The organism is Acinetobacter calcoaceticus ANC 3811 (assembly GCF_000399665.1).
In the GTDB taxonomy this organism is placed as follows: Bacteria; Pseudomonadota; Gammaproteobacteria; order Pseudomonadales; family Moraxellaceae; genus Acinetobacter; species Acinetobacter calcoaceticus_B.
Genome location: NZ_KB976985.1, coordinates 22,597 through 48,948 on the forward strand (window position 1 = coordinate 22,597; position 26,352 = coordinate 48,948).

General features: G+C 39.1%; 24 protein-coding genes. 13 read left to right on the top strand and 11 right to left on the bottom strand.

Going from position 1 to position 26,352, the window contains the following annotated elements:
• Positions 1-44: 44 nt before the first annotated feature.
• The 3 genes from F935_RS00100 to F935_RS00110 form a co-directional block, all read right to left on the bottom strand.
• A complete protein-coding gene (locus F935_RS00100) occupies positions 45-1,166 on the bottom strand; it encodes a hypothetical protein (RefSeq protein ID WP_035365911.1) in 1,122 nt (373 codons plus the stop codon).
• A 227-nt stretch (positions 1,167-1,393) separates the two neighbouring features.
• Complete coding sequence (locus tag F935_RS00105; RefSeq protein WP_016137044.1) at positions 1,394-1,918, bottom strand: YecA/YgfB family protein; 525 nt, start codon at positions 1,916-1,918, stop codon at positions 1,394-1,396.
• A 74-nt stretch (positions 1,919-1,992) separates the two neighbouring features.
• The gene (locus F935_RS00110; RefSeq protein ID WP_016137045.1) at positions 1,993-2,199 is read right to left on the bottom strand and encodes a PA3496 family putative envelope integrity protein; all 207 of its coding nucleotides are present in this window, start codon (positions 2,197-2,199) and stop codon (positions 1,993-1,995) included.
• Between the two features lie 358 nt (positions 2,200-2,557).
• On the opposite strand from F935_RS00110, the gene rpoD reads away from it, so the two are divergent.
• The 6 genes from rpoD to F935_RS00145 all read left to right on the top strand — a co-directional run bounded on the left by rpoD (position 2,558) and on the right by F935_RS00145 (position 9,137).
• Entirely contained in the window at positions 2,558-4,441 is a 1,884-nt protein-coding gene (rpoD, locus tag F935_RS00120; protein WP_016137046.1) for an RNA polymerase sigma factor RpoD, read from the top strand.
• A 97-nt stretch (positions 4,442-4,538) separates the two neighbouring features.
• Positions 4,539-4,826: a YbeD family protein gene (locus F935_RS00125; protein ID WP_016137047.1), complete on the top strand. Its 288-nt coding sequence runs from the start codon at positions 4,539-4,541 to the stop codon at positions 4,824-4,826.
• A gap of 204 nt (positions 4,827-5,030) precedes the next feature.
• On the top strand, positions 5,031-5,684 hold the full coding sequence (gene lipB / locus F935_RS00130) for a lipoyl(octanoyl) transferase LipB (protein WP_016137048.1): 654 nt from the start codon (positions 5,031-5,033) through the stop codon (positions 5,682-5,684).
• Positions 5,685-5,765: 81 nt separating this feature from the next.
• On the top strand, positions 5,766-6,299 hold the full coding sequence (locus tag F935_RS00135; RefSeq protein WP_016137049.1) for a hypothetical protein: 534 nt from the start codon (positions 5,766-5,768) through the stop codon (positions 6,297-6,299).
• Between the two features lies 1 nt (position 6,300).
• Positions 6,301-7,485 (top strand): iron-containing alcohol dehydrogenase, encoded by a 1,185-nt coding sequence (locus F935_RS00140; protein ID WP_016137050.1) that lies wholly within the window; start codon positions 6,301-6,303, stop codon positions 7,483-7,485.
• A 266-nt stretch (positions 7,486-7,751) separates the two neighbouring features.
• Complete coding sequence (locus F935_RS00145; RefSeq protein WP_035365913.1) at positions 7,752-9,137, top strand: APC family permease; 1,386 nt, start codon at positions 7,752-7,754, stop codon at positions 9,135-9,137.
• Positions 9,138-9,174: 37 nt separating this feature from the next.
• Here the strand turns inward: F935_RS00145 and F935_RS00150 are convergent, their stop codons facing one another.
• Positions 9,175-9,735 carry a flavodoxin family protein gene (locus F935_RS00150; RefSeq protein WP_016137052.1) on the bottom strand — a complete coding sequence of 187 codons (561 nt, stop codon included), beginning with the start codon at positions 9,733-9,735 and terminating at the stop codon, positions 9,175-9,177.
• A 116-nt stretch (positions 9,736-9,851) separates the two neighbouring features.
• On the opposite strand from F935_RS00150, the gene F935_RS00155 reads away from it, so the two are divergent.
• On the top strand, positions 9,852-10,232 hold the full coding sequence (locus tag F935_RS00155) for a winged helix-turn-helix transcriptional regulator (RefSeq protein ID WP_016137053.1): 381 nt from the start codon (positions 9,852-9,854) through the stop codon (positions 10,230-10,232).
• A gap of 61 nt (positions 10,233-10,293) precedes the next feature.
• Here F935_RS00155 and F935_RS00160 read toward each other — a convergent pair whose 3' ends face one another.
• From F935_RS00160 to rplU, 7 genes are all read right to left on the bottom strand, one after another.
• Positions 10,294-10,767, bottom strand: a complete 474-nt coding sequence (locus tag F935_RS00160) for a tRNA (cytidine(34)-2'-O)-methyltransferase (protein ID WP_016137054.1) — start codon at positions 10,765-10,767, stop codon at positions 10,294-10,296.
• A 43-nt stretch (positions 10,768-10,810) separates the two neighbouring features.
• Entirely contained in the window at positions 10,811-12,184 is a 1,374-nt protein-coding gene (cysG, locus tag F935_RS00165) for a siroheme synthase CysG (RefSeq protein ID WP_016137055.1), read from the bottom strand.
• Positions 12,185-12,251: 67 nt separating this feature from the next.
• Positions 12,252-13,523: a serine--tRNA ligase gene (gene serS, locus F935_RS00170; RefSeq protein ID WP_016137056.1), complete on the bottom strand. Its 1,272-nt coding sequence runs from the start codon at positions 13,521-13,523 to the stop codon at positions 12,252-12,254.
• 118 nt (positions 13,524-13,641) lie between these two features.
• The gene (locus tag F935_RS00175) at positions 13,642-14,442 is read right to left on the bottom strand and encodes an RsiV family protein (RefSeq protein WP_016137057.1); all 801 of its coding nucleotides are present in this window, start codon (positions 14,440-14,442) and stop codon (positions 13,642-13,644) included.
• Between the two features lie 116 nt (positions 14,443-14,558).
• Positions 14,559-15,254 carry an outer membrane lipoprotein periplasmic chaperone LolA gene (gene lolA / locus F935_RS00180; RefSeq protein WP_016137058.1) on the bottom strand — a complete coding sequence of 232 codons (696 nt, stop codon included), beginning with the start codon at positions 15,252-15,254 and terminating at the stop codon, positions 14,559-14,561.
• A 241-nt stretch (positions 15,255-15,495) separates the two neighbouring features.
• Positions 15,496-15,753 carry a 50S ribosomal protein L27 gene (gene rpmA / locus F935_RS00185; RefSeq protein ID WP_016137059.1) on the bottom strand — a complete coding sequence of 86 codons (258 nt, stop codon included), beginning with the start codon at positions 15,751-15,753 and terminating at the stop codon, positions 15,496-15,498.
• Between the two features lie 18 nt (positions 15,754-15,771).
• Positions 15,772-16,083, bottom strand: coding sequence for a 50S ribosomal protein L21 (gene rplU, locus F935_RS00190; protein ID WP_004639133.1), 312 nt, complete (start codon positions 16,081-16,083; stop codon positions 15,772-15,774).
• Positions 16,084-16,526: 443 nt separating this feature from the next.
• On the opposite strand from rplU, the gene sdsA reads away from it, so the two are divergent.
• From sdsA to adeK, 6 genes are all read left to right on the top strand, one after another.
• Entirely contained in the window at positions 16,527-17,504 is a 978-nt protein-coding gene (gene sdsA / locus F935_RS00195) for an All-trans-nonaprenyl-diphosphate synthase (RefSeq protein ID WP_016137060.1), read from the top strand.
• A gap of 14 nt (positions 17,505-17,518) precedes the next feature.
• Positions 17,519-19,579, top strand: coding sequence for a site-specific recombinase (locus F935_RS00200; RefSeq protein ID WP_016137061.1), 2,061 nt, complete (start codon positions 17,519-17,521; stop codon positions 19,577-19,579).
• Between the two features lie 183 nt (positions 19,580-19,762).
• A complete protein-coding gene (locus tag F935_RS00205) occupies positions 19,763-20,389 on the top strand; it encodes a phosphatase PAP2 family protein (protein ID WP_016137062.1) in 627 nt (208 codons plus the stop codon).
• Between the two features lie 23 nt (positions 20,390-20,412).
• Positions 20,413-21,663, top strand: coding sequence for a multidrug efflux RND transporter periplasmic adaptor subunit AdeI (adeI, locus tag F935_RS00210; protein WP_016137063.1), 1,251 nt, complete (start codon positions 20,413-20,415; stop codon positions 21,661-21,663).
• Positions 21,664-21,675: 12 nt separating this feature from the next.
• On the top strand, positions 21,676-24,852 hold the full coding sequence (gene adeJ / locus F935_RS00215) for a multidrug efflux RND transporter permease subunit AdeJ (RefSeq protein WP_016137064.1): 3,177 nt from the start codon (positions 21,676-21,678) through the stop codon (positions 24,850-24,852).
• Positions 24,852-26,306, top strand: coding sequence for a multidrug efflux RND transporter outer membrane channel subunit AdeK (gene adeK, locus F935_RS00220; protein ID WP_016137065.1), 1,455 nt, complete (start codon positions 24,852-24,854; stop codon positions 26,304-26,306). The genes adeJ and adeK overlap by 1 nt, the downstream gene beginning before the upstream one ends.
• Positions 26,307-26,352 lie beyond the last annotated feature (46 nt).

Genomic DNA, 26,352 nt, shown 5'->3' on the forward strand with positions numbered 1-26,352 from the left:
AATGATCCTCCTTTTTCACATAGTAAATCTATTAAAAATCAATATTATTTATACTGCGCCATAAGTTTCTTAAATTCCACACTTACACAATTCATTGGTGGAACAGTTGGAGATTTCCCAACAACAGCCCTCAACTTCCCATCATTAGAAAAGTCTAATCCAATCTGACTATAGGTATTAATATCTGTATAAGGTCCCGTATTAATCATAACATCTACAATCTCTAGTTCACCCTCATCAAAAGTAAAGCTCATGCCATCTTCTTGTTCTTGATCCAACAATGCTGATACTGTTTGATTCCCTTTAGTTAAACTCACTTTATTACCTTGTTTTACCAAAATACACTTTTCATCTGAGTCGACAGCCACTAAATTACTTTCAACAAAATTATTAATAACCTTATCTGAACATTTATTGTATTGCTGCATATTCTCTAATGCAGGAAGCATTTGACATGCATTCGTATTAAAATTAAAAACCATGGGTATTGAGTTATTCAAAATATCAACTTTGTTAGGCAATTGAGATAAATTTCCATCTTTAATTAACATTAACAGTGCATCATAGTCTTTAACGTTTTTATTATTTTTAATAGCTTCCAAAAACTCTTGAATAACTTGATGAATAGGGCTATTTGCTTTCATCTCAGCATTAAATAGATCCACATCATTATTAATACCGTACCCCTTTTTAATAAGTTCAGCTACCAAAGCAGAATTTGCTGAATTTAACTTTTCTGTAGTCATGGTTCCAGATTGATACCACGTTGCAGGAACTTGGTTACTGGCATAAGCAACGACTATATCCGTAAGTGGATTAATATTTACATTACCTTCACGCTCGATATAACTATAGTAGCTTTGTCCATTAGCTTTTACCTGTAAACGACAAGGAAACTTACTATTGTCTACTTCACCTTGCCATTTACCTTGGGCATTAACATTTACAGTATTTTTAAAACCGACTCCATCTTTACAAATTGCTGTTACATTTGCACTATTCAAAGCGGAAGTTGAAAATGCTGTACCAGAGATTAATTTATAAGTAACTTCATTTTGAGTAGATTGTGAAATTTTCTCCTCACTAACACTGTTACTATTTTCACCACCACAAGCTACAAGCAATATTACTGAGAGCAAACCACTAATTTTACAAATTATATTCATATTAAATCGCATTGTTATAACACTAAAGATTTTTATATCAATCATGGGCTAATACATGATGATAGGTAAATTAAACTCTATTAAAAGTACAAATTTTAAAATAACAATAAATATTATATATAAATAAAATTAATGTAAAAATATTATTACACTCAATTACCTATTAAAAAATTCAGGTAATAAAAAACGCCCTATAAAGGACGTTATTTACTATTTCTTCTAATAAATTAATTTGGCGTATGATACATCAAGTACAATTCATTCAAATTATCTGGAATTTCTTCTGCCAGCTCATCCATTAACTGTCCATTGCGACGGAAAGATTCCATCTGCGGATCTTCTTCATCAATTCCACTAAATACCATCACTGGTAAAGTTAAATCAATTAATTGCTCTTCATATTCAGGGGCAAACCATGCCTCTTCATTTAAGAACATTGCATCAACAAATCCCACACTCCAATCGCCCAAGCTAGATTCAACATCAGCTTCTTCAACTTCAAATGGAAATGCAATTCCATTTTCATTTGCTAAATCTTGTCGAATTGACTCTAACCACGCCTTGATTTGCTGAATAATTTCAGCAGGAACCTTTTTATGGTTATTATCAAACAGCTCATCTAACCAACGGTCAAACTGAGGGCCTACTGCAATTGCACACAGAAAACCATGAGTTGCAGCGAAATCTAGACCATACTCATTGTGGTCTCCATCTAGATATTCACTTAATTGGTCTAAATCTAACGCACTCATTGTGTTACCTGACTATAAAAAAGAAATCTACGATAGCATAGCATTTAAGCTGACGATGCCCTATTCAGATTTGATTAGTCTTCATCATCAAGATCATCATCGTCTAAATCATAATCAAAATCTTTCAACTCACGCTCTAAACGGCGTTGAGCTAATAGATCATCGATTAATCTACGTTTTTCTAATGATTCTTTCGCAGTGATTTTGCCTGATGACTCATCAAAACCGACATCATCATCATCACCGTAGCTATCATCTAGTTCAAAATCTGTAGAAGACACTAAAACTACCTCTAATGAAAAAATGTGAATGGGTCTAGGCGCTATTTATCTCTCTTACAGAACCATGTCAAGTTTTATTTATATTTTTTTCATTAAACTGCATATTTGTACTTTTTTTCACCCAAAAAATTGTGTATTTATAAAACTGAACTATTTTTATGATCAAGAAAAATTTCTATGATCTTTTCCATGATTTAAGCTTGAAAAAAATGATTTTAGCCCAATATCCAAAAAACAGACGTGAATTCAAAGATATTTTTTATTTAACGGTTACCGATCAAATCCAAAATATTTCAAGTAAATTGTGCTATCATGCACGGTTTTTCACTGCCACAGATTCAACGAAGAGTAAGCAAAGATGAGCGATATGCATTCCCCTACTTCTCAAGTAGCGGCTCTGATTAGCCGAGGCAAAGAACAAGGTTACTTAACTTACGCTGAGGTTAACGATCATCTGCCGGACTCGATTACTGAAAGCGAACAGATTGAAGACATTATTCAAATGCTTCAAGACGTTGGTATTCCTGTACACGAGCGTGCACCTGAATCTGACGATACCATGTTCGGTGAGTCAACTGACACAGCCGATGAAGTTGCTGAAGAAGAAGCTGCTGCCGTACTTGCATCGGTTGAAAATGAGCCTGGACGTACGACAGACCCTGTACGTATGTACATGCGTGAAATGGGTACAGTTGAACTGTTAACCCGTGAAGGTGAAATCAGCATTGCAAAACGTATTGAAGAAGGGATTCGTGATGTCCTTAATTCAATTGCGTATTGGCCAAATGCTGTTGAAGTTGTATTAAAAGAATATAATGATTTCTTGACTGGCGAACGTCGCCTTGCCGATATTTTATCTGGCTATCTTGATCCGGAAACTGATGCAGATATTCCTGAAGTTCTAGAAGAAGAAACAGAACTTGAGGAAGAAGAAGCGCCAGCTACACCAGCAAAAGAAGTAAAGCTTGACGACGATGAAGAAGATGAAGAGTCAGAAAGCGATGACGACTCTGAAGGTGAATCTGGTCCAGACCCTGAAGTTGCAAAAGTTCGTTTTAATGAACTTGAAGCTGCATGGACTAAAACAAAAGCTATTATTGCGAAACATGGTCGTAACAGCCCAGAAGCCGAGGACGCTTTAGAAGCGTTAGCTACTGTGTTCATGATGTTTAAATTTACACCACGTTTATTTGACATCATCTCTGAAATGATTCGTGGTACACATGAGCAAATTCGCGCCAACGAACGTGAAGTTATGCGTTATGCAGTACGTCGTGGCCGTATGGATCGTACTCAATTCCGTACATCTTTCCCTAAGCAAGAATCTAATCCAGCTTGGTTAGATGAACAGATTGCTAAAGCTCCTGCTGAAATCAAGGCGCATTTAGAAAAGGTTCGTCCGGATGTTTTAGCATTCCAGCAAAAGATTGCAGATATTGAGAAAGAACTTAATTTAAGCGTTGCTGAAATTAAAGATATTTCTAAGCGTATGGCAATTGGTGAAGCGAAAGCGCGCCGTGCTAAGAAAGAAATGGTAGAAGCCAACCTTCGTTTGGTAATTTCGATTGCGAAAAAATATACCAACCGTGGGTTACAGTTCCTTGACTTGATTCAAGAAGGGAACATTGGTTTGATGAAAGCTGTAGACAAGTTTGAATATCGTCGTGGTTACAAATTCTCGACTTATGCAACTTGGTGGATTCGTCAGGCGATTACCCGTTCGATTGCCGATCAGGCTCGTACAATTCGTATTCCTGTACATATGATTGAAACGATTAACAAGATCAACCGTGTATCTCGTCAATTGTTACAAGAAATGGGCCGTGAACCGACACCTGAAGAATTAGGTGAACGTTTAGAAATGGACGAAGTTAAGGTTCGTAAGGTACTTAAAATTGCCAAAGAACCGATTTCAATGGAAACACCTATCGGTGATGATGAAGATTCGCATCTTGGTGATTTCATTGAAGATCAAAACATCACTTCTCCAATTGATGCTGCGACTTCAGAAGGCTTAAAAGAAGCAACACGCGAAGTACTTGAAAACTTAACTGAACGTGAAGCAAAAGTATTGAAGATGCGTTTTGGTATTGATATGCCAACCGATCACACACTAGAAGAAGTGGGCAAGCAGTTTGACGTAACGCGTGAGCGTATTCGTCAGATTGAGGCAAAAGCGTTGCGTAAATTACGCCACCCTTCTCGTTCTGAACACTTACGTTCTTTCTTGGAAAATGACTAAGTTTTGAAAGCTTGAAATTTCAAAACCAAGCCCCATTTAATAGAAAGAGCTATAAACGCCTGCGATGATGCAGGCGTTTCAAATCATGAGGTAACTTATGTTAGACCGCACTCCATCTCGCGAACTACAAGAACATCTTTGGGTATTTCCGATGGATTATCCAATTAAACTTATTGGCGATGCGGGTGAAGAATTACGTGTTGCTGTACTTGATATTTTGGTAAAACATTTTCCAGAATTCGACCACTCAACACTAAAAGTTCAAGAATCTCGCACCGGCAAGTACCATTCTTTAACAGCACAATTGCGCTTTGAAGAATTAGAACAAGTTCATGCACTTTATGCTGACTTGGCTGCTTGTCCGCAGATCAGAACTGCGCTTTAATTTTAAGTTCTTCAATCAATACCACAGTCAGACATTCTTACTGTGGTATTTTTTTGGAAATTTTTAAACCATTCAATACTGAAAAAACAATACAAATATTTAGAACTACTATTATAAAATCCTTTAAAATTACAGGGTTTTCGGCTTCTATCTTGCAGATATTAACTGGGTGCCGCATAAACCAACTTATAGGAATATATTGTGATGAGCTTTGATAAACCCAACTTGATCATTCGCCAATGGAACGATTTACAAGATTATCAAAGCAAGTTTGAAACCATGAAACTCTTAACAAATGAGCGTGATCAAGATACGCCTGATGAGTTATGGTTACTTCAACATCATAATGTCTTAACACAAGGTCAAGCAGGCAAACCAGAACACATTCTAATTTCATCAGACATTCCGATAGTACAAACCGACCGCGGCGGGCAAGTGACTTGGCATGGACCAGGTCAACTGGTTGCTTACTTCATGTTTGATCTTAATCGGCTAAAATGGAACGTACGTACTTTGGTCAGTTTTGCTGAACAATTTATGATAGATGTTTTGAAAAAGTATGGAATTGAAGCTTATGCCAAGCCAGATGCACCTGGAGTATATGTAGATGGCCGCAAGATTGGTTCCTTAGGTTTTAAAATTCGCCGTGGCCGTAGTTACCATGGATTAGCACTCAATCTGGACTGTGCCTTAGATGGATTCCAAACCATCAATCCTTGCGGCTATGCAGGCTTAGAAATGGTATGTATACAAGATTTAGTGACTCCTTATCCATCATTTGGTCAACTTTGTCAGGACTTTATTGAGTATATTAACAGCACTGGGTACTTTAATGACTCTAAAGTCAAATATGAATAAATCGCTTTGCGATGAAATAAAAATGGATTAGAGTAATTACTCTAAATTTGCTTTCGCATAATTTTAACAAGGGATACGCGAGTGATTTCGACAAAAGCGGTAAAGCCGACGCTGCAACTTGCCTACGTTAAGCTCATGATGGATGTTATTGGTCGTGGCTTAGTCATGGCAAGTCAAGTGGACTCTGAAATACAAGAGGAAGTATCTAAATTTCCTGTTCACTTTGTACTTTCAATGAATGTTTTCCCGAATGGACCAGCATTTTTTGCTCGAGTGACAGAGGACAAACAGCTAGAACTACTTCAAAGAGCTGAAAAAAAACCAGACTTAACGATTACCTTCAAACATGTCACTCATGCCTTTTTAGTGTTTTCTTTTCAAGAAAGTACCGCTCAGGCATTTGCCAATGACCGAATGATTGCCGATGGTGATGTATCTGCTGCTATCCGCTTGGTACGCTGCCTAAATAAAATGGAATCTCTTATTTTACCTAAATTGGTTGCTTCACTAGCAGTCAAAGAATACCCAACCGAACTTACCCTAAAAGAAAAATTCAACGAGGCTGCAAATATTTACTTAAAAGTAGCCAAGTCCTATTTCAAGCGGAGCGCATAACATGGCCAAACCATATTACGAATTCTTTTGTCCTGTAAAAGTCATTGCTGGTAATGCTGCGCTAGAACACATTCCATTTGAGCTTGCAACTTTAGGTGCAAAACGCCCTCTTATCATTACAGACAAGGGTGTTCGCGCAAATGGCTTATTAAATCCGATTGAAGCTGCATTTAGTACAACCGATGCTGTCATTGGTCATGTTTTTGATGATGTACCACCCGACTCAAGTTTAGAAGTCGTTCGCCTTGCAGCAGAAGCTTATCGCACAAACAAATGTGATGCGATTATTGCTGTAGGTGGCGGTTCAGTTATAGACACTTCTAAGGCAACTAACATTTTAGTGTCTGAAGGTGGAAATGACTTATTGCAATATGCAGGTGCTCACAACCTACCGAAACCATTAAAACCATTTTTTGTGATCCCAACAACTTCTGGAACTGGTTCTGAAGTGACCATGGTTGCTGTAGTTTCAGATACTCAAAAGAATGTTAAGTTAGCATTTGCTTCTTATTATTTAATGCCACATGCAGCGATTTTAGATCCACGCATGACGCTTACATTACCTCCTCATTTAACTGCAATGACAGGTATGGATGCCTTAACACATTGTGTTGAAGCCTATACATGTCTGGCTGCCAATCCATTGAGCGATGCTTATGCAAGTGCCGGAATTAAAAAGATTAGTGAAAATCTCTTTAATGTCTTAGAAAACCCAAATGACTCGCAAGGCCGTTTAGAGTTAGCGCAAGCTTCCACAATGGCGGGTATTGCATTTTCTAATTCAATGGTCGGCCTAGTTCACTCTTTAGGACATGCTTTAGGCGCTGTTGCTCACCTGCCCCATGGTTTATGCATGAATTTATTCTTACCTTACGTACTTGAATATAATAAACAAGTAAATGGTCAGAAAATTGGTGAGTTACTATTACCGCTTGCTGGTGCAGATATTTATGCACAAACTCCTGCAACCCAGCGCGCAGATAGAGCAATTACGACAATCTTAGCAATGCGTGATCGCCTATTTACTTTAACAAAGTTACCACGCACTCTACGTGAAACAGGTAAAGTAACTGAAGCACAGCTTGATGAAGTTGCAGAAAAAGCACTAAATGATGGCTCAATTATTTACAACCCGAAAGAAGCAAGCTTAAAAGATATCCGAGATATCTTAGAAAAAGCTTGGTAATTTGATAAGTTAAACTCAAAAAAATCTTATAAAGGTCTGATTTATATATTAAATCAGACCTTTTTTATGACTAAGAATTTTTATTCATTATTTTATTTGAAATATGTGGCAAAAAATTTGCTAAAAAATAGATGAAAGTACTGACAATTTATATCAATTTAGGATAGATTGGCGCACTTTATCTTTTTCTGTAGGGGGGATCGTTCGTCTCAAACGATCCTTAACACCAAGCTGATCCTTGATCAACGATTATGAGGATAACGCCGTTGACAAATTTATCTGGGACTAAACCAACAGGCAAGCTTCAAAAGAATCTTGTACTTTGGCATATTGTTATTATTGGTTTAGCTTACATTCAGCCATTAACGCTATTTGATACTTTTGGTTTAGTGTCAGAACGAAGTGGCGGTCATGTACCAACTTCCTACATTTTTGCATTAGTCGCAATCTTATTAACATCGATCAGTTATGGACATATGATTAAGCGCTACCCTTCTTCTGGGTCGGCCTATACGTATGCTCAAAAATCAATTCACCCTAATGTTGGCTTTATGGTGGGTTGGTCTTCTTGGTTAGACTATCTACTGTCACCGCTTGTTAATATTATCTTGGCAGATATTTACCTAAGAGCTCTTTTTCCAGAAGTAAATAACTGGTTATGGGTGATTGGTTTAACAACACTTATGACTGTTATTAATTTATTTGGTGCACGGTTCGTTGCACGTTTTAACAGTACGATTGTTGTTATTCAGCTTGGTGTAATTTTTTACTTTGTTTATCAGGTATATACTTTACTTACTCAAGGTGTATATGCAGATGGAACTTTAAATCCAGATAAAGCAGCATTGTGGTCATTAACTCCTTTTTGGAACGATATGACGTCTGTCAGTTCTTTAATTGCTGGCGCGACTGTACTCTGCTTCTCTTTTACCGGATTTGATGCTTTATCTTCTCTTGCTGAAGAAACAAAAGATGCAGAAAAAACGCTACCAAAAGCTATTTTTTCTACAGCATTACTTGCAGGTATTATTTTCATTGTAAGTACTTACTTCATCCAATTATATTTCCCAAGTAACCCAAACACTTACTTTAATCCTTTAGATGAATCACAACCTGTGATGGTCGCTGCGATTGGTAGTTTGATGTTTAAAACTTTGGTTTTATATTTTGCTGTAGTCGCTGTGATGGCATCAGGTATTTCTGCCCATGCGGGTGTATCACGTTTAATGTATGTAATGGGACGCGATGGCGTCATCAATAAGAAATTATTTGGTCATATCAGTCCAAAACTGCATACTCCAACTTACAACATTCTTATTGTTGGTGTGGTTGCTTTATCTGCTGGCTTTTTAGATCTTGAACATATTGTTAACTTGATTAGCTTTGGTGCCTTAACTGCTTTTAGTTTTGTTAACTTCTCTGTAATTTCTCGCTATGCATTAAGAGATGGCAAAAACAAAACACCTAAAGACATCATTAATTATATTATTGTACCAACGCTTGGTTTTGCCAGTGTGTTTATGATGTGGTTAGAGATTGATAAGCTTGCCTTACAAATTGGCTTAGCTTGGGCCGTTATCGGTGTAGGTTATCTTGCCTATAAAACTAAAGGCTTCAAATATAATGCTCCGCAACATAACGAGCATGAGTAATAAAAAAGGCGCTTAAAGCGCCTTTTTTATGGTCAAATTAACCGTAAATTTTATTCACAATACTTTGTACACGTTGAGCATAAAGTTTTGCTGTTTCGAGATCACCAGTTGGAACCTCTTGCGCACTTGCATCAGAAGGTGATTGAACTAAAAGCCCAACTGAACCGCCTAAGTTGTTTACATCTTCACGTGTTGCATCTTTCGTATTTGCTGGTGATAAACCAAGGCTCACCCAAATCCCACCATGCTGTGATGCTAAAGTTTGTAATTGGATAAGAGTTACTTGCTTATCCCCATTTAAGCTCGCACTGTTTGTGAAGCCAGCAAATACTTTATCTTGCCAACCACGTGTAAACCACACTTTTGAAGTTGCGTCAGCGAACTTCTTAAACTGCCATGGCGCTGTACCCATATAAGTAGGCGCACCAAAAACAATCCCCTTTGCATCATTTAATATCTGCCAATCTTGATCAGTAATATTACCTTCTTGATCAATTTGAACGAGCTGAGCATTAATCTCATTTGCAAATGTTTCAGCAACAACTTTTGTATGGCCATAACCAGAGAAATATACAACCGCGATATTAGAGTTAGACATGGGAGAAAACCTTTGTTTTATTAAATTCCACTTTATGATATATTTTAGAAACTAGGTGTCAATTAGTTACTAGTTGGTAACTAGGGTAATTTTTCAAAAAATTATAGGTAAATGGTATGAATGAATGTCTAAAATATAATATTTTTCAACAACATTGCCCTGCTCGTTTATTTTTTGAAAAAATTGCAGATAAATGGGTTTTATTGATTTTAAATGTTCTTGAGGAAGAAACTCAACACTTCAATTTGCTCAAAAAGAATATTCAAGGTATTTCCCCTAAAGTCTTATCACAGAAGTTAAAAATGTTGGAGAGAGACGGTTTCATCGAACGTAAAATTCAGAATACTTCCCCAATTCGTGTTGATTACTCACTTACTTCTTTAGGGCAAAATGTAGCTTCAATGGCATTCCAATTAAAGGAATGGGCCGAAACCAATATTGAGCAAGTTTTAGCAGCCCAAATAACTTATGATGAAAAAATACTAGAACAAGCTTAAAGAAATTTAGACAAAAATAAGGCCACAACTGTGGCTTTATTTTTACTTAAAATTGGATAACTTATCCTAATGTTTTAAAGCCCTGCTGACGCCATGCCTCATAAACAATCACGGCGGTTGCATTAGATAAATTTAAACTTCTTGAGTTTTCAGCCATTGGCAAACGGATCCACTGTTCTTGTGGAAACATTAGGCGAACATTCTCAGGCAAACCACGTGTTTCTGGCCCCATCAATAAAGCCACAGGCCGATTCAAATCGACTGTATGTGGAGTCGCTGAGCCTTTAGTCGTGAGTGGAAAAACATGCTCAACACCTTTAGCTTTTAGATCTGCAAGACATAGTTCAATGTTGTCCCAAATCTGCATACGCGCCCATTCATGATAATCAAGGCCAGCTCGCTTGAGCTTTTTATCATCTAACTCAAAACCCAGTGGTTTGATTAAATGTAGCTGTGCGCCCGTATTAGCACATAAACGAATGATATTGCCTGTATTGGCAGGAATTTCAGGCTCGTATAGGACAACATGAATCACAAATTTTCTCGACTTTAATAACCAGCAATAAATTCAGATGAGCTTATTGCCATTTTAACTGTTCACGTAAACTTACCACTTCACCAATAATGGTTAAAGTCGGTGCTACGATATGATGTTCAGACACTTTAGTTGCAATATCAGCTAATGTTCCAACAATAACTTTTTGCTCTGGTGTAGTTCCTTTAGAGATTAAGGCTACTGGCATATCAGCACGTTGACCATGAGCAATAAGTTGCTCACAAATACGTTCTAAACCAACCAATCCCATATAGAGAACTAAAGTTTGATTTTGATAAACCAGTTCATTCCAAGGGAGTTCAGGTGAACCCTCCTTTAAATGTCCTGTCAAGAAACGAACGCTTTGTGCATAGTCACGATGAGTCAGCGGAATACCCGCATAAGCTGAACAGCCTGATGCTGCGGTTATACCTGGTACAACCTGAAAAGTAACATTCGCCTCAACTAACTCTTGAATCTCTTCACCACCACGCCCAAAAATAAATGGATCACCACCCTTTAGACGACAAACACGTTTGCCCTTTTGAGCATATTCAACCAATAAAGCATTGATACCATCTTGGGGAACAGAGTGATTTGAACGGGCTTTACCAACATAAATTTTGGTCGCATCGCGACGGCAAAGCTCTAAAATCGGTGCAGACACCAAACGATCATAAATTACGACATCTGCTTGCTGCATAAGACGCAATGCTTTTAATGTCAGTAGCTCAGGATCACCAGGGCCAGCCCCTACCAAATAAACTTCACCTTTAGGTGCAGTCCATTCTGTTAATGCTTGCTGAATTAAATCATTTGCTATGTCTAGATTGTCATTAAAAACTTGTTCTTTTAATGGGCTAGCATATAGGTTTTCCCAAAAGATTCGACGCTCATCTGGGTTGGTAATTTTTTCTTTTACTTGCTTGCGCCATTGACCTGAGAACTCAGCCAACTTCCCCATACCATGTGGAACAATCGTTTCTATTTGAGTACGAAGTTGTCTCGATAAAACTGGTGATGCACCATTTGAGGCAACAGAAATGATCAATGGAGAACGGTCAATAATCGCTGGAACCATAAAGCGGCAGTGTGGAATATCATCGACACTATTTACCAATAAATTACGCGCTTCACATTGCTCAAAAACAGCTTTGTTTACTTGTGCATCATTAGTGGCAGCAATAACTAATCTGTAAGGAGTATTTAAAAAAAATTCGGCAAAGGTCTCAGCAAAATACTGTCCCCCAGTCGCCTGAACCAACTCTAAAAGCTGATCTTCAATTGCTGGAGCAATAATATCAATTACTGCTCCAGCTTTGGCTAAAAGATTTGCTTTGCGCAAAGCGATATGCCCACCACCCACAATCAGACAACGTTGCTGTTGCAACTTTAAAGAGATTGGAAAAATATCCACCTTAAACCTCTACATTAATCATCTGATTTTGGTTAAGCAAAAACCGTGCACAATTTAGATGCAAAGCTTAGTCAATAAAAGTTAAACCACCCATATATGGGCGTAATACTTCTGGAATCTCGATAGAACCATCTTCACGTTGGTAATTTTCCATTACAGCAAGCAAAGTACGACCAACTGCAAGACCTGAACCATTCAATGTGTGCACTAATTCAGTCTTCTTTTGATCCATTCTGTAGCGAGCTTTCATGCGGCGTGCCTGAAAATCACCCATATTAGAGCAGCTTGAGATTTCACGATAAGTATTTTGGCTTGGAACCCAAACTTCTAAGTCGTAAGTTTTAATCGCACCGAAGCCCATATCCCCGCCACAGAGCAAAATTTTGCGGTATGGCAAACCAAGTGACTGCAAAATGCCTTCAGCATGTGCAGTAAGCTCTTCAAGTGCTTGCATAGAGGTTTCAGGTTTAACGATTTGCACCATTTCAACTTTATCAAACTGATGCTGACGAATTAAACCACGGGTATCACGGCCATAAGAACCAGCTTCACTACGGAAACATGGTGTATGTGCTGCATATTTTAAAGGTAAGCGTTCGGTATCAATAATCTCATCACGAACGAAGTTAGTAACAGGAACTTCTGCTGTAGGGATGAGGTAATATTCTTTTTCACCTTGAAGCTTGAATAAATCTTCTTCAAATTTTGGTAGCTGACCAGTACCACGAAGTGAATCAGCATTTACCAAATAAGGCACATAAGCTTCTGTATATCCATTCTTTAAAGTATGGGTATCAAGCATAAACTGAGTTAAAGCACGTTGTAGACGCGCTAAAGAGCCTTTTAAAACGCTAAAACGTGAACCAGTCAATTTGGTCGCAGTTTCAAACTCTAATCCGCCTATCCACTCGCCTAAATCAGTGTGATCTTTGATTTCAAAATCAAACTGACGAGGTGTGCCCCATTTTGAGATTTCAACGTTATCATCTTCATTTTTACCAGCAGGAACAGATTCATCTGGCAAGTTAGGGATGCTAAGCGCTTTTTGTTCAATCTCGTTTTGTAGCTCTGACAAAGCAACTTCAGCAGCTTTGATTTCATCACCAATCGCTTGCATACGCGTCATGATTTCAGAAGCATCGCCACCGGATTTTTTAATCTGACCCACTTGTTTTGCACCGGCATTACGTTCTGCCTGCAATTTTTCAGTTTTTGATTGCAAGTCTTTACGGCGAGTTTCTAAAGAAGCCCATTCTTGAACATCTAATTGAACACCACGTTTTGCCAAAGCCGCATTAACAGCTTCAATATTATTTCTGAGTAACTTAGGGTCGATCATAATCAATCATAATATGGGTAAAAAACTGGCTATAGTGTAAGGCCTTCACACTAAAAAATATAGTGATCATCTTCATAACGAATAGCTTTCACACAATTGTTAGAATAGATCACCTATTTTAGAACTTATAGTTTGGCACACTCGGTAAATACTCAGGTTTAATGAATTTACTCGCCTCAAAATACGGCAGCGTTAATTCAGACATTCCCTCAGCATAAGAAGCCAACTCATAAATCGGATAGACAAAAACAATTCCATTTGCGCCATAGTAGAAATTATCACTTAATTGCAGTTTTTCGCGGCTGATATTGTGCTCTTGAAGCCAATTTGTATTCGCATCAAAAAGTGCATCAACTAATTGTTTTTCGACATCTGGCTGAATGAGCTCGGCAACAGTAATATGTTTTTTATTTAATAAATCAAAAGTCACGAACTCTTGATGTGACATGCCATGTGCTGCACCAACAGAATATGAGTAGGTCTGTAATGCAAAAGTCGCAAGATTATAATTTTGCCCTAAATAGCGGACATAAATTGCACTTTGACTCGAACGTGGTTCACCTTCAGGCACATCGACAGGCTGATCAGCTAAATTTGCAAAAGCATTCGGATCTGCTTTCTTTATTCGATTAGTAAAGTAATCATTAATCCACTTTTGATTGGTTTGTACTGTTTGAAAGTCATACTCAGTACAACCATCTTCTAAACAAACTTTTGATTTCGGCAACTTTACTGGGATTACTTTTGCCTGAATGACAGGAACACCAGCCTCTTTCGTTTCTTTAACTTTTGCAGTCGAAGCAGCCTGCTCTTCTTTGGTTGCCGACTTTGGTTGGCAACCACTCACAATTGCCATTGCAGCCATTAATGGAAGAATACAAATAATTTTTTTATCGTAAAGTCGCATAATAATCCCCATGAATTTACCTCTATCACTATACAAAGCGTCTGATCGAGGTGGGGTTAAAAAATGTATCTATCTCTCTTATATAAAAAAGCTACCGTGAAAGGTAGCTTTTTTTGAAGAGACTTTAATTATTGGTCAATAACATCTGTGCCTTTTGGTGGCGTAAAGTTAAAGACAGATGCTGGAATTGAAGCATTTACTTTCACGTTCTTAAAGCGCACATAGGTGGTTTGACCTAATGAGTCTTGTAACACCATAAGTGTTGGCGCTTTATTTGCTCCAAAACTAATCGTTAAACTTTGGAAAGCACCATCTTCTTTTTTAGGGAATAATGTGAAATAGAGTTTTGCTTTATCTGGTTGCGTTACACGATAAGACTTCATGATTTGGTTGGTATTACCAGAGAGTAATAACGCCGGCGTATCTGCAACCTGATCATCTAAGCTTTGGCGTACAGCTTGTTGTAAATCTGGATCATAAATCCAAACTGTTTTCCCGCTCGTTACAATCGTTTGTTTAGACGGACTTACTGTTTCCCAATAAAATTTCCCCGGACGTTCAACTTTCATTGAGCCTTTAAATGTCTGGTTCATATGCTGAGCACTTAAACTCTTTTTCTGTGCCACAGTTTTTGTATTGGCTTTAGTTGTTTGTTCAAAATCGGCAGTCAAACGCTGTAATCCTGATAACTGATTAACCAGGTTCCCAATTGCCTGTTGCTCCGGTGCTGCTACAGGCGCAGCAAACACTGTAGTACTCATTACAGGAGCAAGCACTGACGCGCTGAGTGTAATAGCACACATAGTTTTACGAAGCATATTCATGTCATCACCTTTTTAGTTGCTGTAAGACAACTTGCCATTTTCCAAAGTTATGAAACTTAGCAAGCTCTTAATTCAAGACTCATATTAACCGACAAACTCTGTGCTAATCATTGAGAAAATAAGATATTTTGTTATGTTATTCATGTTGTTTGTAGAATTTCATTCATCATGATGAAGATAAGCCAGATTAAATTCCATAAAAAAAGCCCACAAAATGTGGGCTTTTTTTTAAAGCTAAAACTTATACAGCTTCAACTTTTACGTAGCGACGGCCAAATTGACCTTTCACTTCGAATTTTACTACGCCGTCAGCAGTAGCAAATAAAGTATGGTCACGGCCCATACCAACATTTGCACCAGCGTGGAACTCAGTACCACGTTGACGAACGATGATGTTACCAGCAGTTACAGCTTGACCGCCGTAAACTTTAACACCTAACATTTTTGGGTTTGAATCACGACCGTTCTTCGTCGATCCACCGGCTTTTTTAGTTGCCATGTCTCTTACTCCTCGTGATTAGCCTGAAATACCAGTAATTTTCAACTCAGTGAACCATTGACGGTGACCTTGTTGTTTACGGTAATGTTTACGACGACGCATTTTGATAATGCGGATTTTGTCGTGACGACCATGGCCAACCACTTCTGCAGTTACTTTAGCGCCAGCTACAACTGGAGCACCGATTTGAATGCTGTCACCATTTACAACCATTAATACATCATCAAATGTAATAGTCGCGCCAGATTCAGCTTTCAATAATTCAACTTTAAGGGTTTCACCCTCAACTACACGGTGCTGTTTACCACCGCTTTGGATTACTGCGTACATAATGTACTCCAATTAGCCCGTGTCGACGTGCCGATAAGGGATATATCGATCTTAAAACGCTCGCCACTGGGGTTATATAAGGCGACAGATTTTAAGTGAAATTTGATCAAACGACAAGTATTTTCTAGTTATCAGTGATGCCTATTCCCCTATTTTTACAAAATCAACAGACAGCTTAGATTGGAATTTAGCAGTTTTCATTGATTCTGAATGAAAATTAAAATACAGTTCCAGACACAAATTGCGACAAGAACAAGTTGTATTAATGCTGATGTCATTAAATTTATTGTTTTGCCGGAAATATCATGTTTTGCTTAAATAAAGAACAAAGAACGCATAAAGACAATAGAAATGATTAATATCAGCCACTTGTTCACCTGTGCAACACACCTTTAATTGTTACACTAACGCCACTTATCTACCAATACGGGGTTTTTCTTCATATGGTCATCGATTTCAAGCAAGACATTCTTGCGCCTGTTGCCTCAGACTTTGCTGCGATGGATCACTTGATTAATGAAGGAATTAGCTCAAAAGTCGGTTTAGTCATGTCAGTCAGCAAACATGTTGTTGAAGCTGGCGGAAAGCGTATGCGCCCAATTATGTGTCTATTGGCAGCTCGCGCTTGTGGTTTAGATAATATGGCAAACGCACAGCGTCTGGCTGCAATCATTGAAATGTTGCATACCGCAACATTGGTTCATGATGATGTGGTCGATGAATCTGGGCTTCGTCGTGGTCGACCTACAGCAAATGCGACATGGAACAATCAAACCGCGGTATTAGTTGGTGACTTCCTTATTGCACGTGCTTTCGATTTACTGGTCGATTTAAACAACATGACTTTATTGAAAGACTTTTCGACAGGTACATGTGAAATTGCTGAAGGTGAAGTATTACAACTTCAATCGCAACACCAACCAGATACAACAGAAGAAACTTATTTAAAAATTATTCACGGTAAAACGTCTCGTCTATTTGAACTGGCTACTGAAGGCGCTGCTATTCTGGCTGGACAAGAAGCGTATCGTGAACCATTGAGATCATTTGCCGGTCATTTTGGTAATGCATTCCAAATTATTGATGATATTTTAGACTACACTTCAGATGCTGAAACATTAGGTAAAAATATTGGTGATGATTTAATGGAAGGTAAACCGACTTTACCGTTAATTTCTGCATTGGCACACTCAGCAGGCGAAGAGCATGCGATTATTCGTCGTAGTATCGCAACTGGTGGAGTGGACCAATTATCTCAGGTCATAGAAATTGTACAGAAGTCTGGTGCTTTAGATTATTGTCACCAACGTGCCCAAGAAGAAACAGAAGCAGCACTGCAAGCTTTATCAAACCTACCCGATACACCGTATCGTCAGGCTTTGATTAACTTAACTCAGCTTGCGTTACATCGAATACAATAGATATTATTCTGCCTATGCATATAAATTTTTCAGATCATTTTTTAAAAATACAGAAACAGCTTGAGGATACTCAAGCTGTCATTGACGAAAATCTACTCATTGAGTTAGTCAATGCCATTCGTCCATCCGACCCTCAGGATACGGATGAGATAAAGCAAAAAATACAGGCTTTTATTGAAAGCCTATTACGCACACCTACTGCTCCCTTCCTGCTACAAACTTTTTTATTACGTTTAATTAATCGCTATAAACAAGTTAGCTTATATGCCGATAGCGGAATTTTGTCTTTAGATGGTTTCTGGAACCAACTAGGGCAAAGACTCGGAGCACATTTTTTACCGTTAATTGAAGATGCAAGCCAACTCAAAATATTAATTGGTAGAATTTTCTATTTAGAAAGTGACAAAATCTGGCTCAATAATATTGATGATGAAGATTGGGCAAACCTTTTTGGTCTTATTGGTCAAAGCCAAAGTAATGTAGATGAAAAGCTTGTCATTCAAAGTGAAATGATTAAAGCAATTACTGTCTTATCTTATCGAATTAGTGGAATTGGCCTTTACCCTGAATTTATTAATGCTCAACCCGAATTAACTGAATATGAATCGCCATTTTTAGTTCAGAACCGTGAAATTATTGAGTTTATTGAGAAATACAAAAAACAAGAACTTACTGAACATGAAATTGCGGTGATTTCCCCTCCGGATGCATCACAAGCATTTGTTATGCTGGAACAATGTCGGGATGTGGTTTTAAAAATTCGCCGTGCCACCAAAAGAATTGGCGTCAGCTTAAGTTTGACTTATTTATTGTCATTACTTGAACAGTGCCTCGACCGAATTGAATTACTGCTTTATTTGGTTGTAGATAACACTAAAGGAAAATATGTCTCTTTAGGGCATCTTATTTCCGATTTAACCAAAGCACACTACAGTGAAAAAAGTGTTCGCTCTTTATTAAGTACGACAAGTGAACTTATTGCCTTTCAAGTGACTGAAAATGCTAGCCGAACAGGTGAACATTATGTAAGTACGGATACCAAAGGCTTCTGGGGCATGTATAAAGCTGCCGCTGGAGCAGGCGTTATTATCGCCTGTATGGCATCTTTAAAAATTCTTGCAGCAAGAATGACGATGGCTCCGCTCATGCAAGCCTTTACTTTTAGTATGAATTATTCTCTTGGATTCCTTCTAATTCATGTTCTGCATTTCACAGTTGCGACTAAACAACCAGCGATGACTGCTGCGGCCCTCGCTGCAACAGTACAACAGCGTAAAGGCTCTAAAACAGCTCAAATTGCAGAGTTAGCAGCCCTTATTATTAATATTATTCGCACACAATTTATTGCTATTTTAGGCAATATTTCAATTGCGATTCCTACTGCCGCACTCATTACTTTTGCTTGGCAGTTCTATCTTGATGAGCCTTTATTAACTCATACTAAAGCGACTTATTTGTTGCACAGCTTAAATCCCTTTACCTCTTTGGCAGTTCCACATGCAGCCGTAGCCGGAGTTTGCTTATTTTTGTCGGGTCTCATTGCTGGATACTTCGACAACATGGCTGTTTACCGAAAAGTCGGTCCACGGCTAAGAGCACATCACCGCTTAGCAAACTGGTTTGGGCAAGATCGCTTAAACCGTTTTGCTGAGTATATTGAGCGCAACTTAGGAGCTTTAGCGGGTAACTTCTTATTCGGGATTATGTTAGGAAGTATGGGCACCATAGGCTTTATTTTAGGTTTACCTTTAGATATTCGTCATATTGCCTTTGCCTCGGCTAACTTTATTCAAGGTTTAATGACCATTAACGGCAGCCCAGACATCGGACTGATTATCGTGTCCTTTCTAGGCGTGTTATGTATTGGTCTCACCAACTTATTTGTGAGTTTCACCTTAACTATTATTGTGGCATTACGAGCACGTCGAGTTCGCTTCGAACAATGGAAACCTTTAGCCAAGCTGGTAATGACCCATTTTCTGACTCGTCCAAGTGATTTTTTCTGGCCACCAAAACAACCATTAGAACTTGAAGAAAATACGACTACAAATAATGGAAAAAAGGCAGAACACTAACAGTTTTGCTTTGTACACAGAATGTGAATTTCGTCAATTTTGTTGTGATTGTTTTTCCAAATGTTAAAAAATTTTCAAAATGAATTTACGATGATCTATCAGGCTTGAAAAAAAGTGTACTGGCAAGTACACTTTTAACGGCTTTCAGTAGTGGACACTGCTTGAATAAGCAAAGGTACATACATGCCCTATTTATTGCTTCTTATTGGTTGTATTTTTTTAGGATTAGGTGTTCTTGGTCTTTTTGTACCAAGACTTCAGTCTTTGGATCTTCTCAGCGTTCAAATATTGAGTGAATATCGTTCAGACTATCTTAACGCTATTACGATCTTTCTAGCACGAATAGGTGGTATGCCTTTTGTACTTTTTTTATCCTTTCTGGTGTGTATATATCAGGCATGGTATAAAAAATATATTACTGTTATTTTCATTAGCGTGGGAGTTATTGGCAGTATCACCATGGGTTGGCTGCTCAAGTGGTGTGTTGATCGCCCAAGACCCCCACAGGTATATCATATTGTCGAAAGTTACGGTGCATCGTTCCCAAGTGCACACAGTGTTTATGCATCAACACTGGCTTGTCTGGCAATGATAATGTTATGCCATAAGCCCAACACTAACTCTCCTTATATCATTTTGATTTCTTGCCTTTGGTTTATCTGCATGGGGCTTTCAAGAATATATGCTGGAGTTCATTTTCCAACAGATGTACTCGCCGGTTGGGGCATAGGTTTTATTTGGATTGCACTGCTTTGGCTCTGGTTATTACAAACACAAAGTAGGTTAAGTAAAAAACAAATATATTTTTAGATTTTATCTAACGAGGTGGAACAATGATGTCGGCTAAGCTTTGGGCTCCTGCCCTTACTGCTTGCGCATTAGCAACAAGTATCGCACTTGTTGGTTGTGGCAAAGGCTCCGATGAGAAACAGCAAGCTGCTGCTGCTCAGAAAATGCCGCCTGCTGAGGTAGGTGTTATTGTTGCTCAACCACAAAGTGTTGAACAAAGCGTTGAGCTTTCTGGCCGTACTTCAGCATATCAAATTTCTGAAGTTCGTCCACAAACAAGTGGCGTAATTTTAAAACGCTTGTTTGCTGAAGGGAGTTATGTTCGTGAAGGTCAGGCTCTTTATGAACTGGACTCTCGAACTAACCGTGCAACGCTTGAAAATGCAAAAGCATCTCTTTTACAACAACAGGCAAATCTAGCTTCACTACGTACTAAGCTAAACCGTTATAAGCAACTTGTTTCGAGCAATGCTGTATCTAGACAAGAATATGACGACTTACTTGGTCAAGTTAATGTTGCCGAAGCACAAGTTTCTGCCGCGAAAGCTCAAGTAACGAATGCAAATGTAGATCTTGGTTATTCTACAATTCGCTCACCAATTTCTGGTCAGTCTGGACGTTCTTCTGTAACGGCTGGTGCTTTAGTCACTGCAAACCAAACTGATCCTTTAGTGACAATTCAACAGTTAGATCCAATCTATGTTGATATTAACCAGTCTAGTGCCGAGTTATTACGTTTACGCCAACAACTCAGCAAAGGTAGTTTAAACAACAGTAACAATACGAAAGTGAAATTGAAGCTCGAAGATGGTTCAACCTATCCAATCGAAGGACAACTTGCTTTCTCTGATGCTTCTGTAAATCAAGATACCGGAACGATTACTTTACGTGCCGTATTCTCGAACCCGAATCATTTGTTACTTCCTGGTATGTATACAACTGCGCAAATTGTTCAAGGTGTAGTTCCAAATGCTTATCTGATTCCTCAAGCTGCAATTACTCGCTTACCGACAGGTCAAGCTGTAGCAATGCTTGTTAATGCTAAAGGTGCTGTTGAGAGTCGTCCTGTTGAAACCTCTGGTGTTCAAGGACAAAACTGGATTGTGACTAGCGGTCTCAAAACTGGTGAGAAAGTAATTGTTGATGGTATTGCCAAAGTTAAAGAAGGGCAAGAAGTGTCAGCAAAACCTTATCAAGCTCAACCAGCAACCCCTCAAGGTGCAGCTCCAAATGCGACAAAACCGGCTCAATCAGGTAAACCTCAAGCAGAACAGAAAGCATCTTCAAATGCATAAGGGGTAGATTGAATGGCACAATTTTTTATTCATCGCCCCATTTTTGCGTGGGTGATTGCATTAGTCATTATGTTGGCGGGTATTCTCACGCTCACAAAAATGCCTATTGCACAGTATCCGACGATTGCACCACCGACAGTTACAATTGCTGCAACTTATCCTGGTGCATCGGCTGAGACGGTTGAAAATACTGTAACCCAGATCATTGAACAACAAATGAATGGTCTAGATGGTTTACGTTATATTTCATCTAACAGTGCGGGTAACGGTCAGGCCTCTATTCAATTAAACTTTGAACAAGGTATTGACCCAGATATTGCACAGGTTCAGGTTCAAAACAAACTGCAATCTGCAACTGCGCTTTTACCTGAAGATGTTCAACGCCAAGGTGTGACGGTTACTAAATCTGGCGCAAGCTTCTTGCAAGTTATTGCATTCTATTCGCCAGATAACAACCTGTCAGACTCAGACATTAAAGACTACGTAAACTCGTCAATTAAAGAACCGCTTAGCCGTGTTGCTGGCGTTGGTGAGGTAACAGTCTTTGGTGGTTCATATGCAATGCGTATCTGGCTTGATCCGGCTAAATTAACAAGTTATCAACTCACTCCTAGTGATATTGCGACTGCTTTACAAGCGCAGAACTCGCAAGTTGCTGTAGGTCAGTTAGGTGGTGCACCAGCCGTACAAGGTCAAGTACTTAACGCAACAGTGAATGCACAAAGTTTATTGCAAACACCTGAGCAGTTTAAAAACATCTTCTTAAAGAACACAGCATCAGGTGCTGAGGTTCGTTTAAAAGATGTTGCACGCGTAGAGTTAGGTTCTGATAACTATCAATTCGATTCGAAATTTAACGGCAAACCAGCAGCTGGTCTCGCAATTAAAATTGCAACGGGTGCTAACGCACTTGACACCGCTGACGCTGTTGAACATCGTTTAGCTGAATTACGTAAGAATTATCCAGCAGGCCTTGCAGACAAGCTAGCTTATGACACTACTCCATTCATTCGTCTTTCAATTGAAAGTGTTGTACACACATTAATTGAAGCGGTAATTTTAGTGTTCATTGTTATGTTCTTGTTCTTGCAGAACTGGCGTGCAACGATTATTCCAACACTTGCTGTACCTGTTGTTGTATTAGGTACATTTGCTGTTATTAATATCTTTGGATTCTCAATTAACACCTTAACCATGTTCGCTATGGTATTGGCAATTGGTCTTCTGGTCGATGACGCTATTGTTGTAGTGGAAAACGTTGAACGTGTAATGAGTGAAGAGCATACCGATCCGGTCACGGCGACTTCACGATCAATGCAACAGATTTCTGGTGCGTTAATTGGTATCACAAGCGTATTGACAGCGGTATTCGTACCAATGGCATTCTTTGGTGGTACGACTGGTGTAATTTACCGTCAATTCTCGATTACCCTTGTAACAGCAATGGTTCTATCGTTAATTGTAGCGTTAACCTTTACCCCTGCACTTTGTGCAACCATTTTAAAACAGCATGATCCTAACAAAGAGCCAAGCAATAATATTTTTGCTCGTTTCTTCAGAGGATTTAACAACGGTTTTGACCGCATGTCGCATAGCTACCAAAATGGTGTTAGCCGCATGCTTAAAGGCAAGATCTTCTCTGGATTACTCTATGCTGTAGTAATTGGCCTATTAGTGTTCTTGTTCCAAAAACTCCCATCTTCGTTCTTACCAGAAGAAGATCAGGGCGTGGTCATGACACTTGTTCAATTACCACCAAATGCAACGCTTGACCGTACAGGTAAAGTGATTGACACCATGACAAACTTCTTCATGAATGAAAAAGATACAGTGGAATCTATTTTCACCGTTTCAGGCTTCTCATTCACGGGTGTTGGTCAAAATGCTGGTATTGGCTTCGTTAAATTGAAAGACTGGAGTGAACGTACTTCACCTGAGTCTCAAATCGGTGCGTTAATTCAGCGTGGTATGGCATTAAACATGATCGTCAAAGACGCATCTTACATCATGCCATTACAGCTTCCAGCCATGCCTGAACTCGGTGTAACAGCTGGATTTAACTTGCAACTTAAAGATTCAAGTGGTCAAGGCCATGAGAAACTTATTGCCGCACGTAACACAATTTTAGGTTTGGCTTCACAAGACAAACGTCTTGTAGGGGTACGTCCTAATGGTCAAGAAGATACGCCTCAGTATCAAATTAATGTAGATCAGGCTCAAGCTGGTGCTATGGGCGTTAGCATTGCTGACATTAACAACACTATGCGTATTGCATGGGGTGGCTCATACATTAACGACTTCGTTGACCGTGGTCGTGTGAAAAAAGTTTATGTTCAAGGTGATTCGGGTAGCCGTATGATGCCTGAAGACTTAAACAAGTGGTATGTACGTAATAGCAAAGGTGAAATGGTACCGTTCTCTGCATTTGCTACAGGCAAATGGACTTATGGTTCTCCTCGTCTTGAACGTTATAACGGCGTATCCTCTGTTAACATTCAAGGTACACCTGCACCTGGCGTGAGCTCTGGTGACTCGATGAAAGCTATGGAAGAAATTATTGCTAAGTTACCATCTATGGGCTTACAAGGTTTCGACTATGAATGGACAGGTTTATCACTTGAAGAACGTGAGTCTGGTGCCCAAGCTCCATTCCTTTACGCGCTTTCATTGTTAATCGTTTTCCTTTGCTTAGCTGCATTATATGAAAGCTGGTCTATTCCGTTCTCGGTTTTACTTGTAGTACCACTTGGTATTATTGGTGCAATTGTATTGACCTACTTGGGTATGATTATTAAAGGAGATCCAAATCTCTCAAATAACATTTACTTCCAAGTAGCGATGATCGCGGTTATCGGTCTTTCTGCAAAAAATGCGATCTTAATTGTTGAGTTCGCAAAAGAGTTGCAGGAAAAAGGCGAAGACCTACTTGATGCAACTTTACATGCTTCAAAAATGCGTTTACGTCCAATTATTATGACTACCCTTGCCTTCGGTTTTGGTGTACTTCCACTTGCCCTTTCAACAGGTGCCGGTGCAGGAAGTCAGCACTCAGTTGGTTTCGGTGTACTCGGTGGCGTACTCAGTGCAACGTTCTTAGGTATCTTCTTTATCCCTGTATTCTATGTGTGGATTCGTAGTATCTTTAAGTACAAACCAAAAACCATAAACACTCAGGAGCATAAATCGTGATGCAAAAAGTATGGTCTATTTCAGGTCGTAGCATTGCGGTATCTGCACTTGCGCTTGCTTTGTCAGCTTGTCAAAGCATGCGCGGCCCAGAACCAGTCGTGAAAACCGATATTCCAGAAAGCTATGCATATAACAGCGCTTCTGGTACGTCTATTGCTGAACAGGGTTACAAACAGTTCTTTGCTGACTCTCGTTTGCTCGGCGTGATTGATTTGGCGCTTGCCAACAACCGCGACTTACGTACAGCAACGCTCAATATTGAACGTGCCCAACAGCAATATCGAATTACGCAAAACAACCAGCTTCCAACAATCGGAGCAAGTGGTAGTGCAATTCGTCAGGTTTCTCAAAGCCGTGATCCGAATAACCCTTACTCTACTTATCAAGTAGGTTTGGGTGTAACTGCCTATGAACTCGATTTTTGGGGCCGCGTACGTAGCTTAAAAGATGCTGCGTTAGATAGTTATCTTTCAACGCAAAGTGCTCGTGATTCGACTCAAATCAGTCTGATCAGCCAAGTTGCTCAAGCATGGTTGAACTACTCTTTTGCAACAGCGAATTTAAAACTTGCTGATCAAACACTTAAAGCACAACAAGACTCTTACAATCTCAACAAAAAACGTTTTGATGTGGGCATCGACAGTGAAGTTCCACTACGTCAGGCACAGATTTCTGTAGAAACTGCGCGTAATGATGTAGCGAACTATAAAACACAGATTGCTCAAGCACAGAACTTGTTGAACTTGTTAGTGGGCCAAGCAGTTCCACAAAACTTGTTGCCAAACCAACCTGTAAAACGCATTACTCAACAAAATGTATATACAGCTGGTTTACCGAGTGACTTGCTTAACAACCGTCCAGATGTAAAAGCTGCTGAATATAACTTAAGCGCTGCTGGTGCGAATATTGGTGCTGCAAAAGCGCGTTTATTCCCAACCATTAGCTTAACGGGTTCAGCAGGTTACGCATCAACTGACTTAAGTGATCTATTTAAGTCTGGTGGTTTTGTTTGGTCAATTGGTCCAAGCTTAGACTTACCAATCTTTGACTGGGGCACACGTCGTGCCAATGTAAAAATTTCTGAAACCGATCAGAAAATTGCATTGTCTGATTATGAAAAATCAGTTCAGTCTGCGTTCCGCGAAGTTAACGATGCACTTGCAACTCGTGCCAATATTGGTGAGCGTTTAACAGCTCAACAGCGTCTAGTAGAAGCGACTAACCGCAACTACACACTGTCAAATGCCCGCTTCCGTGCTGGTATTGACAGTTACTTGACGGTTCTTGATGCACAACGTTCATCTTATTCAGCAGAACAAGGTTTATTGTTACTTCAACAAGCTAACTTAAACAACCAAATCGAGTTATACAAAACTCTAGGTGGCGGTTTAAAAGCAAATTCTTCAGATACAGTGGTTAATCAACCATCAAGTGCTGAACTTAAAAAGCAATAAGTTTTAAATAACTTATTTATAAAAGCTCACTTCGGTGGGCTTTTTT